This is a genomic window from Microbulbifer aggregans (assembly GCF_020524005.1).
Taxonomy (GTDB): Bacteria; Pseudomonadota; Gammaproteobacteria; order Pseudomonadales; family Cellvibrionaceae; genus Microbulbifer; species Microbulbifer aggregans_A.
Window position 1 is genome coordinate 272,039 of record NZ_JAIVKK010000005.1, and the last position, 13,227, is coordinate 285,265.

The 13,227-nt window shown below is 57.7% G+C and carries 9 protein-coding genes; 1 reads left to right on the forward strand and 8 read right to left on the reverse strand.

Going from position 1 to position 13,227, the window contains the following annotated elements:
- Positions 1-2: 2 nt before the first annotated feature.
- Entirely contained in the window at positions 3-1,757 is a 1,755-nt protein-coding gene (locus LC093_RS11820; RefSeq protein WP_226664997.1) for an alpha-amylase family glycosyl hydrolase, read from the forward strand.
- Between the two features lie 62 nt (positions 1,758-1,819).
- Here the strand turns inward: LC093_RS11820 and LC093_RS11825 are convergent, their stop codons facing one another.
- From LC093_RS11825 to purF, 8 genes are all read right to left on the reverse strand, one after another.
- On the reverse strand, positions 1,820-3,106 hold the full coding sequence (locus tag LC093_RS11825) for a glycosyl hydrolase family 18 protein (RefSeq protein ID WP_226664998.1): 1,287 nt from the start codon (positions 3,104-3,106) through the stop codon (positions 1,820-1,822).
- A gap of 368 nt (positions 3,107-3,474) precedes the next feature.
- Positions 3,475-4,680 carry an MFS transporter gene (locus LC093_RS11830; protein WP_226664999.1) on the reverse strand — a complete coding sequence of 402 codons (1,206 nt, stop codon included), beginning with the start codon at positions 4,678-4,680 and terminating at the stop codon, positions 3,475-3,477.
- A 6-nt stretch (positions 4,681-4,686) separates the two neighbouring features.
- The gene (locus LC093_RS11835; protein WP_226665000.1) at positions 4,687-5,943 is read right to left on the reverse strand and encodes an MFS transporter; all 1,257 of its coding nucleotides are present in this window, start codon (positions 5,941-5,943) and stop codon (positions 4,687-4,689) included.
- Positions 5,944-6,081: 138 nt separating this feature from the next.
- Complete coding sequence (locus tag LC093_RS11840; protein ID WP_226665001.1) at positions 6,082-8,109, reverse strand: DUF3488 and DUF4129 domain-containing transglutaminase family protein; 2,028 nt, start codon at positions 8,107-8,109, stop codon at positions 6,082-6,084.
- Positions 8,106-9,116, reverse strand: a complete 1,011-nt coding sequence (locus LC093_RS11845) for a DUF58 domain-containing protein (protein WP_226665002.1) — start codon at positions 9,114-9,116, stop codon at positions 8,106-8,108. The genes LC093_RS11840 and LC093_RS11845 overlap by 4 nt, the downstream gene beginning before the upstream one ends.
- A 13-nt stretch (positions 9,117-9,129) precedes the next feature.
- Positions 9,130-10,041, reverse strand: coding sequence for an AAA family ATPase (locus tag LC093_RS11850; protein WP_226665003.1), 912 nt, complete (start codon positions 10,039-10,041; stop codon positions 9,130-9,132).
- Between the two features lie 309 nt (positions 10,042-10,350).
- A complete protein-coding gene (locus LC093_RS11855) occupies positions 10,351-11,535 on the reverse strand; it encodes an O-succinylhomoserine sulfhydrylase (RefSeq protein ID WP_226665004.1) in 1,185 nt (394 codons plus the stop codon).
- A gap of 192 nt (positions 11,536-11,727) precedes the next feature.
- Positions 11,728-13,215, reverse strand: coding sequence for an amidophosphoribosyltransferase (purF, locus tag LC093_RS11860; RefSeq protein WP_226665005.1), 1,488 nt, complete (start codon positions 13,213-13,215; stop codon positions 11,728-11,730).
- Between the last annotated feature and the right edge of the window lie 12 nt (positions 13,216-13,227).

Consider the following 13,227-nt stretch of genomic DNA (forward strand, 5'->3'; position numbering starts at 1 on the left):
TTGTGACACATCCTTCGGCCGAGTTACCTATCAGAGAAGTACTACACCAGAAAGTGGTCGATCATCTGAACGTGATCTATCCGGAACTCGACACCCAGACGATCGCCCATGAACTGGTTCATACCATACGCCTCGACGAAGACTGTCAGACCCCGCTTGCCCATAAAAACCTCTGGGACCAGACGGATGTTGCCGTCATTACCTACGGCAACACCATTCTGAGCGACGATCAGCCGCCCCTGAAAACGCTGCATCACTTTCTCCAGACCCACTTCCCCATGCTGATCAACAGCGTGCATATCCTGCCGTTTTTCCCGTATACCAGTGACGACGGCTTTGCGGTGTCGGCGTACAAGCAGGTGGATCCGGTGCTCGGCGACTGGAGTGATATTCTGCGGATCAGTACCGATTTTCACCTGATGGCGGATCTCGTGATCAACCACTGCTCTGCCCAGCACGAGTGGTTTCTCAACTACCAGCAAGGCACAGATCCCGGCAGTGATTTTTTCCTCGAAGTGGATCCGGAAGAAGACCTGAGCCAGGTCGTGCGCCCACGCACCAGTCCACTGCTGCGCGCCACGTCAACGCCAAGGGGAACCCGCTATGTCTGGTGCACCTTCGGGCACGACCAGGTCGACCTGAATTTCCGCAACCCGAAAGTGCTGGCGAAAATTGTCGATATCATCCGTCTCTATCTGGACATGGGCGTCCGTATATTTCGCCTGGATGCAGTCGCCTTTATCTGGAAGCGCGCCGGCAGCAATTGTCTCAATCTCAAGGAAACTCATGAAATCGTCCGCTTGTTGCGCACACTGATCGAGCATGCCGATCCCAATGCCGTCATCATTACCGAGACCAATATTCCCAACCGCGAGAACCTGTCCTATTTCGGTAATGCCAACGAAGCACACTGCATCTACAACTTTTCCCTGCCGCCCCTGCTGGTCAACACCCTGATCTCCGGTAACTGCAAACACCTGAAAAACTGGCTGATGAGTATGCCGCCGGCACAGAACGGCACCACCTACTTCAATTTCATCGCCTCGCACGATGGAATTGGCCTGCGCCCGGTGGAAGGCCTGCTGGACGACAACGAGCAGGAAGCCCTGATCCAGACCATGGAAAACTTCGGAGGACAAATCTCCTGGCGCGCACTGGACGACGGCAGTAACAAGCCCTACGAAATCAATATTTCACTCATCGATGCATTGAAAGGAACAACCGCTGGAGAAGACCAGTGGCAATTGCGGCGCTTTATCTGCGCCCACGCCATCATGCTGGCACTGGAGGGCATCCCGGCGTTCTATCTGCACAGTCTGGTCGGTACGACCAATGACTACGAGCGCATGAAAGAGCATGGCCACAACCGCGCGATCAACCGCCGGCAGTGGCAGGAGCAGGAACTGAATGAAAAACTGGCCGATCCGGAAAGCCATCATCACAAGGTGTTTTACCAGCTGCGCCGCCTGATTCAGCTGCGCCGGGATCAACCCGCCTTCCACCCCAACGCCACCCAGTTCACCCTGCACCTGGGAGAACAGGTCTTCGCATTCTGGCGTCAGAGCCTGGACCGCCGGCAGAGTATTTTCTGCCTGAACAATATCTCCGACCAGCCACAGACGATTTCCCTCAATGCTATCAACCTGATCGGAACCGACAGCTGGAAAGACCTGGTCAGCGATGAAATTTTTGAAGACATGCTGGGATCGGTAACCCTCGATCCCTACCAGACCCTGTGGATCACTAACCGGCACTAAACAAAAAAGCGGGCCAGGCTGCCAATGCCTGGCCCGCTTTTATAGCTGCACCAGACTACTCATCAATCCTGGCGCAGAGTCCCCATTGGGATGGGAATATCAAAATAGTCAGCACCTGCGCCCATACCGCTCTCGCAACTGTTCGGCGGCAGCGTGCAGGCATTGCGCGTTGACGGACACTCCGCCGCCCAGAACATATATCCAAGGAAACCCGCGCTGCTACCTGCACCGTTAGGCTGCACGGTCTGTACAAACTCGGCCTTCTGCAATTGGGTGGAATTCAGGAAATCCACGCAGTTCTCGTTTGGCTGGTTGCCATCCGTCAGCCACATACTTACTGCAACTTTGGCCGGTGCCTTCGGTAAGATCGGCGGGTTGTAGTTGAACTTGCCATCCACATGTTCCTGCCACTGGTCGGTTGTCGGCTCACCTCTCGGTACCATGGCATTGATGTAGTCGAGCTTACCGTTCGGCAGCCAGTCTGCTGACGCGCGCCGGCTCAACTCCTGCAGGTAGCGATTGCCCACCGCCAGATCCATGGTCAACAGTCCCCCGCCGCTCAAAGAGCGGTAGGTATCGATAAACGTCTCAATACCAGCCAACTGTTCTGCATCGGGAGTGCCGTTTTCCCAGTCAATCTCAAAGCCATCCAGCCCGAGATCCAGCACCAACTGGTGCGATAATGTGGCCAGCCCCGCGGCATCGTTGGTTAGCGCGGTATCCCAGGCGTCGGTGTACGTAAGTCCGCCCATGGAAACCATGACGCGGATGCCGTGCACCTTGAAGTAGTCAACAACATCTCTGGTCATACCCCGCGGGACGCCATTGAGGAAATTCTCGTCAGTGGTCTGCTCCAGCAGCTTCATCGGTTCCAGGAAGCTCAGTATCACCAGATTGACTGACGGCGTGCCGTCGCCGCGATCAACAATCCAGTGATTTGCCTGGTCAAATTCCGCACCGGCCGCCGTATCCCGCGGCTGACTCCAGTCGCAATAGTGATTACCGCAATGCCAAACACCATAAATGGACATGGGCGTACCGCTCCCTCCAGAGGAGGAACCTCCCGAAGAAGAGCTGGAAGATGAGGAGCTGCCGCCAGAACTGGAGGAGGAACCGCTGGTATCACAGGCGCCCAGTGAGACCCAGGGATCCCCTTTATGCGGCTGGTCTTTGGTACTGGTCGCGGCGGACGCCTCGTAAGCGGTGCTGTTGTATTGCACCTGATCGCCAGTTTGATAGCTGATATGTCTATCCCAGGTGGACAACCCGGAACAATCGAATGCAAACCCTGGCGACGCCAGAAAGAGTCCGAAACAAGTGAAGAGTACTGCGGCTGTTTGTCTTAGCATTTTATTATCCTTGTCAGCTGTAGCCCATTTGAAAAAGGGCCTTGAGCACGCCGGCAGGACGCCATTATCCAAACCACGTAACAGCAATGACGGTGACTGCGAAACGCACAATGTAAATAACTACCACAAATACATCAGTTTCAAGTTAGAAGATAACAAGATGAACGGCAACAACCTTCAGCGATGTTTCCTGTTTAGGTGCTGGGAAGTGTTCGAAATGCATACAAGTTGGTACGAGAATACCAACTGGAAGATGCCAATTGAGGATAATCAAAGTCTGTGAAGGAAGGTTGGTGCGGCAGGCCGGACGTGCAAAGTAAACCGTGGTCAGCCCATACCTGCCGGGGTCAATAACAGACCTGGGCCTATCAACCTGGCGTCTGCTCACGCTCCAATGACACCCACTGGCCAACCCGAACTTCATTGCCTTTGCCGGGTGCCGCCGGAATATTCTGTGCCAACAGTAGCGAGCAGGCCGCCATGGCAGCACCGCACCAGAACACGGCTGCAGGAGAGACCAGCCATAAAAGGCCAAACAGCACAGGAATGACCACTGCTGCAATATGATTGATTGTGAAGCTCACCGCGGCGGAAGAGGCTATATCGCGCTCATCGACGATTTTCTGGAAATAGGTCTTGATGGCAATGGCCATGGAGAAAAACAGGTGATCGATGATATACAGCGCCGCCGCCGCAGTTGCGGTTTCCACCAGGGCGTAACCACCGAATACGATGATCAAGCCAATGTATTCCAGTGTCAGTGCGCGGCGCTCACCAAAGCGAACAATAAAACGGCCAATTTTCGGTGCCAGATAAAGGTTCAGCAGGTGATTGGCTATAAACAGCTGAGCAATTTCGGCAACGCTGTAGTCAAATTTTTCCACCATCAGGAACCCGGCAAATACCACAAAGATCTGCCGCCGCGCGCCACTCATAAACGTCAGTGCGTAGTAGAGCCAGTAGCGTTTACGCAATATCAGTTTTTTGTGCTGCGCGTGTGGCTGCGCAAATGCCGGGAAGGTTATCCAAAGTGCTGCGACGATCACCACGGTGAGGCCACCGCCAAGCAGATAGATCCAGGTGTAATCCAGCTGCCACTGGTCAGACATCAGCCATACCAGCCCATAGGCCAACAGCGAGGCAAGGGAACCCACAGCCATGATCCGGCCGAGCCAGATTGCGGCGCTATCCTTCGGCAGCCACTGTAAAGCAAGCGACGTTTTCAGGGCCTCGTAATAGTGAAACCCCACCGACATCAGCAATGTCGTCAGAAGCAGCCCCAATGTACTGGGAAAAAAACCGGTGATCGCTACCCCAATGCCAGTGGCGATCAGCGAGATAAACGCCAGGCGCTGCTCCCGGATAAGGAGCAATACAAATACAACAGTAAATGCCAGAAAGCCGGGGATCTCCCGTACACTCTGTAACAGGCCGATTTCCGCCCCGGTGAACTGGGCCCGCTCTATGACGAAATTGTTCAGCAGCGCCTGCCACACGCCAAACGATAGCGGCATCGCCAGGGCGAGCAATAACAGCAGGATTTCCGGGCGGCGCCAGTTGGGTTTAGCAAACATAGAAGGTCAGCTCTCGGAGGCTTCCGATTGGTGAATACACAGTTGGCGCAGTGCGCCGCTAAGCCAAGCAAGGACAAACGCACCCAAACTGAAAATACCAGCCCACAACAACGTGGTCAGCGGTGCGGCAAATTCACTGATGGCGCCAGCCAGCAAAGCGCCGACAGCAGCGGAGCCAAACAGCGATAGCTGGTAAATCGAAATGATACGGCTGCGAACCTGTTCCGGCGCCAGCAACTGAACGATTGCCTTGCCCAGTGCGGCGGAAGCTGCGGCCACCGCGCCCCAGCATGCACACAGAAGCATGAGACCAAATGGCGTAGGTCCAAAGCTGATCGCAATCAGCAGCGCTGCGCTATACAGCAGACACATCAATACGCCCCGCCCGGGACGTTCGCCCTGCCCCCGCCGCAACATAACGACCGTGGCCGCCACAGTACCGGCAATAAAGGCGATCTGCAGGGTCGCATAATACCCGGCGCCGCGCCCGTATCCGTCGGCAAGCAGCGGCAGCACAACCAGGAAAACCCCGATGTGCACCAGGCCGTTAAAGCCGACCAGCACGACCAGCTCTGAAATAGCCCGGCTTTTACCGACTTCAGAAAATCCTTCGAGCAGTGCAAGCGGCAATTTTTGCTGTGAGCGTTCCGGCGCCGGGCCCAGATGCCGCATGGCATAAAAAAAGATCGCCGCGGCACAGAGCACGGCAATCTGGATCATCAGCAGCAGCTCCGCGCCCCACTGGTCGAAGCGGCTCGCCAACACCATACCGACCGCCTGCCCACCGTACTGGGCGAGCATCATCCAGGTTACCGTATGCTGCACCCGGCTCTCGCTCACCCGCGCCGCACTGCTGCCGGCAGCCGGGCGGGTACAGCGCTGCACCAGGTTGTCCCGCGCGGGCTGCAAAAAGGCCGCACAAACCCCCAGGCTCATACCGTAGGCCAGTAGTAGCGGCAAACTCGGCACATAAGCCAGCAGGAACGTCGCCAGACATGCGTGGCACAACGCGAGACCAAGACAGGAAAGCGCCGCAACCCGGGCCGAATCAAAACGATCGGCAAGTGCGCCACCAAACAGCAGGAATAACAGATTGGGCAACAACACCGAGGCCTGCACCCAGCCCAGTTGCAAGGCCGGAAGGTCCATCAGGGAAACCGCTATCCACGGCAACAGAACTACCTGTAGCCCGGTAGCCAAAGATGTACCGCTATAGCCCAAAAGAAAAGTTCGCAGCCGTGTAGCCAGTGCGGGAAATGCCATTACAGATTCCGGAAATGCCGGGAGCTACGCACGATTGATAACGCCGCCTTACCCCAGCTCTAGCGCATTGGGCCACAGGCCCGGGACTTCAGGGCGGCAATTGTCCCACAGAGTCGGCCCAAATGCGCGCCGCACAATTTAGCGGATAATCCGCATGGGCCAAAAGCTCCGCACGAGGCGTCGCAGTTGTTTCTCCGCCGCAGGGTCACCGGCGTAGGCCGCTTTTTCATAGGCGGCAGTAATATGCGCCGCCATGGGACCCAGGCGAGGCAGTTCACGAGCTACCCGATGCGCGAACTCACCTGGTGTTTCGCCAGGGTTTCGCGCCAGCCCGGCGCGCGCCATGCGCCGGCAAAACCGCAGGTATTGTCGGCTCGCGGCCGGCAGGCGGGGGCCACGGCTGCTGATATTCAGCCAGATCAGCAAGACTACCAAAGCCAGAATGATCGGCGCCGCCATAAATACCGCCAGTCGCAACGGCGAGATTTCCCCCAGCAAACGCTGCAGGACACCCTGCTGGCGCTCACTGTCGAAGCTCACCACGGTCTGATACCAGCGGTAATTGATCATGTCCCATTGCAGGCGCAGACGGGAGACAAACCCGATTTTGTGCAGGGGTAACAGCGAATCCTCCATGAATTCATCGGCAGCCGCCGACTGCAATCCGTCGCGAATCCTTTCGGGAGAAACCGCAGCGGTCGGATCCACCCGCACCCAGCCGCGCTCGGTCAGCCATATCTCGGCCCAGGCGTGTGCATCATACTGGCGTACCAGCAGGTACTCTTCCTGCTCCACCCATTCCCCACCCTGATAACCGGCCACCACGCGCGCGGGCACACCGGCCGCACGCATGGTGAACACATAACTGCTGGCGAAATGTTCACAGAACCCCTGGCGGGTACCAAACAGAAATTCATCCACTGAATCCGCTCCCAGAACCGGTGGACGAAGGGTGTAGGTAAACCCCTGGTGGAACAGGTCCAGCAGCTCACCGGATATCTGTTCCGGTTGCAGCCCCCGGGCAATTTGCTTCTCAGCCCACTGCCGCGCATGCGGGTTGCCAGCGGGCGGCAGCTGCAGGTTGCGGCGCCGCTCCCAACTGGTCAGTTCGTCTTGCCCGGATATGCTTTCCCGCGGCCAGGAGCGCACTTCGTACGCCAGGCGGTTTGCCACGGGCATTTTGTACACCAGCGTGTCATCCGGTGTTTCACGCACACCGCGGGTTTTCGAATTGGGCCTGGCCATGGCGAACAGCCAGGGGCTGTGCGTCGCTTCCTGAATTACCCGATAGCGATAACGTGGCCCAACCGCAGGTAGCGGCTGCTCTTCAGATTCAGCACCGCGCTGCAAGCGACTGCGCCCACGGCTCCAGTGGGAAAAGCCGTCACTCACACCCGGCTCACTCCAACGTCGCCCGTCGAAGTGGGTATACACCAACCCCCGCCAATAGCGCTGCTCCGGGGGAGGCACGGCGCCGTCAAAAGCAATGCGTAATGCCGGCTTGGCGGATTTTGACAGCTGGCTGAATTCACCGGGACTCATGGAATCACTGATCCCTGTGGTTGCGCTGGCACCGTTCTGTGGCACCGCCCACAGCGGGCCGAGGCGCGGCATAACCACAAACAATAGCACCATAACCGGAACCGCCTGAGCCAGTAATTTGGCCGACATACTCAGCGCGCGTTGCGGCCGGGCACTTGCCCGCCCCTGCTGCGCGGCAAGCGCTGCGGTAATGATCACGGTGCAGAGAATGCCGTACAGTGCGTATGGAATCGTCTGTTCGAACACAAACAGCGTCGCGGCCAGGAAGTACGCCAGCATCAGGCTGAGCAGCGCATCCCGGCGACTGACCAGCTCGATATTCTTAAGCGTAAAAGACACCGCCAACAGGGCCACCATCGGCTCCAGCGCAAACCAGCGCCGGTAAGTAAGTGCCAACCCGGCGATGGCAAGCAATACAGCGATTGACTTAACCAGACGCCCCGGCATTTCCCGACGACCGCGAAAGACTTCAAGACGCCAGTAAACCGCCAGGCACCAGGCGCCGACCAGCCACAGGGGTAAGTGCGCAAACTGGGGCAACAGTACGGCGAGCTGTGCAGCAAAGATCCACAACAGGCTCTCGCGCGGCAGCAAAGTGCGCAATTGGCTGTTCGCCGCGTTCACCGGCTCACCCCCTGCACGGGAAATAATGCCAGCAGGCCCAGTATTTTCTGTTTGTGCGCAGTGCCAAGGCCCGGCCCGAGGGTATGCCCGGGGATACGCAAACCATAAGGAACCTGCGCTCGCTCGGCTTCCAGCACCCAGGCGCAGAGATTACTGAGACGGGTTTCAACATCGCGACCGGCGAGCAGGTCCCAATCGAGCCAGAGACGGGTATCGCTGCCCGTCACGTACTCTTTACTGTTGAGGTCGCGACCGCTGGCATACTGTTTCCATGCCACGTGGCGCAGCGAATCTCCGGGCTGATAGCGCTTCAATCCGGCAAAGTCGTCGCCGCCGGTCGCCAACTGTTGCTGTTGTTCACCCTCCCCCACAGTGGCGCCAATCGGCAGCGGCCCGGCGGATTTGGGTTGTGGATAGACCAGGAACTCCACATTCAGGTCCACCCAGCTCCAACACTGAAACAGGCCCAGAGGAAAGCGACTGTCGACGCGAATACGCGGCGCCATCACCCTTCCTCGCTGCACCAATGGCATACCAATGCGTACTTCACCTCGATCACCGGCACTGTCTACCAGATCAAAGGTGGCTCCCTCTTCAGGCGGCCAGCTGAGTCGTACCCGCTCGTGATGGCGTTTGCCGGTTTTCGCCACTCTGACCTTGACCTGGCCGTAGTCTCCAGCGAATACCGGCTCGACATCCAGGCGCTGCAATTGCAGTCCGGCCAGGTTGGCAAAGGTGTGTACCGGCATGATGATAAACAGGCCTACCAGCAGGAAGGCCAGGGCAAATACGAGGTTGTTTTCATAGTTGGTGCCGAGCAACCAAAGAAGCGCGATCACCAGCAGGAATGCCAGCCCGGCGCCAGTGGGCAGGATAAAGAGCTTACGGTGATCCAGGGTCACGCTCTGCGCGGGCGGCAATCGCCGGCTGAGCCAGCGCTGCCCTCTTTCCTGCAGGCGCGAGCTCTGCCACCAACGGTTGCCTTTCGCTGACGATTGGACGTTCATCGTGCTACCCACGTCAGGCGGCAATGATATCGACCTGGTGCACCATCCGCTCCACGAGCTGGGAGCCGTCGACACCGTCACTCTGCAGGCGGTGGCCGGCCACGGAAGGCAATACAGCCTGCAGGTCTTCCGGCAACAAGTGGCCGCGACCGTGAATCAGTGCCCAGGCGCGCGCGGCATGCAGCAATGCCAGCGCACCGCGGGGGGAGAGGCCGACGGCACATTCCGGGCTCTGGCGACTGTGCTGAACCAGGCGCTCGAGGTAGTCGAGTAGTGAGTCGGAAGCCTTCACCTGCCTAACGAGGGACTGTAATTTTTTCAATCCCTCAATATTGATACGCGGTTTCAGTTGTGCCAGTTGTACCCTTGGGTCTACGCCCTGAAACAGGGCCCGCTCGGCTTCACGGGTGGGATACCCGAGGCTGATACGCATCAGGAAGCGGTCGAGCTGGGATTCAGGCAGCACGAATGTGCCGGACTGTTGCAGGGGGTTCTGGGTAGCAATGACGAAGAAGGGCTCGGGCAGCTGGCGGGTTTCACCGTCGATACTGACCTGGCGCTCTTCCATCGCTTCCAGTAGTGCGCTCTGGGTTTTCGGGGAGGAGCGATTGATTTCGTCCGCCAGCAGTAGCTGGCTGAACACGGGGCCTTCGTGAAAACGGAATTGACCGCTATCCCGCTCGAAAATACTGACGCCGAGAATATCGGCCGGAAGCATGTCACTGGTGAACTGTACCCGGTTGTAGGAAAGACCGAGCACCTGGGCCAGCGCGTGTGCCAGGGTGGTTTTACCCATTCCCGGCAGGTCTTCGATCAACAGGTGGCCACGCGCCAGGAGGCAGGCCAGCGCCAGTTTTACCTGGTGCTCTTTTCCCAGGAGTACTTTGCCGATATCGGCAACAATAGCGGAGATAATTTTCTGCACGGCAAATCCATTACTGCTCGGTTTTTCTTCCCCTGCCGCCTAATGGAAGCGTCTCCAGAAAGCACAGTGGCGGCCCTGCCTGCGAGGAAAGTTTTCGGGACACGAGCTAGGCGCCCCCCCTTAACCCATCCATGGGGGCTCTTGCGCGACATCCATGTCGCAGAAGGTCCCAAAAACTTTCTCCGCAGGCAGAGCCTTCAATTCGAGGTTCGCAGAGCCTAGCCCTTCCCCTCGAACGAATAATTAATGATAGGCCCCGACAGAGAGGAGCCTATTTTCAAAGTTGCAATCCGTGCCATTGTGACCCTTTTATACGAGTGCCGACAAGCCTCTCGCCAGGTCCGCCTTCAGATCCTCTACATTCTCCAGTCCGGCAGAAATCCGGATCAGGTTTTCCGCGATGCCTGCCCGCGCCTTGTCTTCCTCACTCAGGCGACCATGGGTGGTGGTTGCCGGGTGGACAATCGTGCTTTTCGCATCGCCGAGGTTGGCGGTGACTGAGAAGATCTTGCATGCGTCGATCACTTTCCACGCCGCTTCGCGACCACCCTTGACGGTAAAACTGAACACCGCACCAAAACCGTTTTGCTGCGCCGCCGCCAACTGATGTCCAGGATGGCTGGGCAAGCCGACAAAATTGACCTTCTCGACCGCCGGCTGCTCATTGAGCCACCAGGCGATATCCAGTGCGTTGGTGCAGTGGGCCTGCATACGCAGCTTGAGGGTTTCCAGACCTTTCAGGAATACCCATGCATTGAACGGGCTCATGCTCGGACCGCAGGTACGCAGGAAGATGACGACTTCGTCCATAACTTCCTTCTTGCCCACCACAACACCACCCACGCAGCGGCCCTGGCCGTCGAGGAATTTGGTGGCGGAGTGGACGACGATATCGGCACCAAGCGCCAGCGGTTGCTGAAGGGCCGGGGTGCAGAAGCAGTTGTCGACCACCAGCTGGGCACCGGCGCTGTGGGCCAGGTCGGCCATGGCGCGAATATCAGCAACCTCGCACAGGGGGTTGGATGGGGTTTCCATAAACAGCAGCTTGGTGTCGCCATCCAGCGCGTCTTTCCACGCCTGGAAGTCGGTCAGGTCAACAAAGGTTACCTTGACGCCAAACTTCACCATGTAGCGGGTGAATAGCGCAGTAGTGGTGCCAAAAACACTGCGCGAGCAGATCACTTTGTCACCGCTTTTCAGCAATGCCATGCACAGGCTCAGGATCGCGGCCATGCCACTGGAAGTTGCAACCGCGGCTTCACCACCTTCCATCGCGGCGATGCGCTCTTCGAACATACGCACAGTGGGGTTGGTGTAGCGCGAGTAGACGTTACCGGGAGACTCTCCGGAGAAACGCGCGGCGGCTTCAGCCGCTGAGGGAAAGACGTAACTTGAGGTGGTGAAAATGGGTTCGGAGTGCTCGCCCTCCGCCGACCGGCTCTGGCCTGCACGTACCGCCAGAGTTTCCAGTGCGTAGCCGTCGTCTTCAAACATGAATTAACCGTCCCGGGTTTATGTAATTGGAGGCGGTAATCTTACCCTATGAAACGGCACAACGCTGAGTGGAAGATACAAATGCGACGGTGCCCGACGTTTCGCCAAGCGATGCCGTTGCTTGCACCTAAAACAACTCGGCCCACCGATTGGTGGGCCGAATATGCGATTCAACAACAAAATGAACGGAAATTACATCGAGCTCTGATTGCCCTTGTTTTCCTTCGCATTGTCGTTGCGTGCAGCGTGCAGGCTATTGAGGTATTCCTCGGTCACGTCACCAGTGATGTACTCACCGTCGAAAACTGAGTTCTCAAACTGCTTGATTTCAGTGTTGCCTTCACCGGAAGAAACGATCAGGTCTTCGAGCTCCTGGTAAATCAGCCAGTCTGCGCCGATCTCCTCACGTACCTCTTCCGTGGTACGACCGTGGGCTACCAGCTCGGAAGCGGAAGGCATATCGATACCGTATACATTCGGATATTTCACCGCTGGTGCCGCGGATGCGAAGTACACCTTGTTTGCACCGGCATCCCGTGCCATCTGGATAATCTGTTTGCAGGTAGTACCACGCACGATGGAATCGTCTACCAGCAGCACATTCTTGCCACGGAATTCCAACTCAATCGGGTTCAGTTTCTGGCGCACAGACTTCTTGCGCTGCTTCTGGCCCGGCATGATAAAAGTACGGCCGATATAGCGGTTTTTCACCAGACCTTCACGGAATTTCACGCCCAGGCGGTGTGCCGCCATCTGGCCCGCGGAGCGGGAGGAATCCGGGATCGGGATAACCACGTCGATATCGTGGTCGGGGCGCTCACGCAGGATTTTCTCCGCCAGGTGTTCACCCTGACGCAGGCGCGCCTTGTGTACAGAGACGCCATCCATGATGGAGTCCGGGCGGGCGAAATATACGTGCTCGAAAATGCACGGGCGCAGCTGCGGATTTTCCGCGCACTGCTCGGAGTGCACAGTGCCGTCGAGTTCAATGTAAATACATTCACCCGGTGCCACGTCACGCACCAGGGTGTAGCCCAGCACGTCCAGCGCTACTGACTCAGAGGCCACCATATACTCGGTGCCGTTTTCAGTTTCGCGCTTACCGTAAACCAGCGGGCGGATCCCGTTTGGATCGCGGAAGGCAACGACGCCATAGCCGACGATCATCGCCACACAGGCGTAGCCGCCGCGCACACGCTTGTGCACCGCGCGCATGGCGGTAAAGATGTCCTGAGCTTTCGGCTGAAGCTCGTGCAGCTTATGCAGCTCGTGGGCGAAAACATTGAGCAGGACTTCGGAGTCGGAGTCCGTATTGATATGTCGCAGGTCCTGCTGGAAGATTTCTTCGCTCACCTCTTTGACATTGGTGAGGTTGCCATTGTGGGCCATGGCGATGCCGTAAGGGGAGTTCACGTAAAAGGGCTGGGCCAGCGCCGGACCCGAGCTGCCAGCGGTGGGGTAACGCACATGACCGATACCGAAATTGCCAGTAAGGCGCTGCATATGGCGCGCGCGGAACACGTCGCGCACCAGGCCGTTCGCCTTCTGCTGGTTCAGACGGTCACCATCACAGGTGACGATACCTGCGGCATCCTGGCCCCGGTGCTGCAGCATAGTGAGCGCGTCATATAACTGCAGATTGACGTCACTCTTGCCAACGATTCCAACGATGCCACACATACTTCAGATAAC

Coding starts and splice junctions, on each gene's coding strand:
- LC093_RS11825 (WP_226664998.1), bottom strand. CDS start 3,106: ATGCTAAGACAAACAGCCGCAGTACTCTTCACTTGTTTCGGACTCTTT.
- LC093_RS11830 (WP_226664999.1), bottom strand. CDS start 4,680: ATGTTTGCTAAACCCAACTGGCGCCGCCCGGAAATCCTGCTGTTATTG.
- LC093_RS11835 (WP_226665000.1), bottom strand. CDS start 5,943: ATGGCATTTCCCGCACTGGCTACACGGCTGCGAACTTTTCTTTTGGGC.
- LC093_RS11845 (WP_226665002.1), bottom strand. CDS start 9,116: ATGAACGTCCAATCGTCAGCGAAAGGCAACCGTTGGTGGCAGAGCTCG.
- LC093_RS11855 (WP_226665004.1), bottom strand. CDS start 11,535: ATGTTTGAAGACGACGGCTACGCACTGGAAACTCTGGCGGTACGTGCA.
- purF (WP_226665005.1), bottom strand. CDS start 13,215: ATGTGTGGCATCGTTGGAATCGTTGGCAAGAGTGACGTCAATCTGCAG.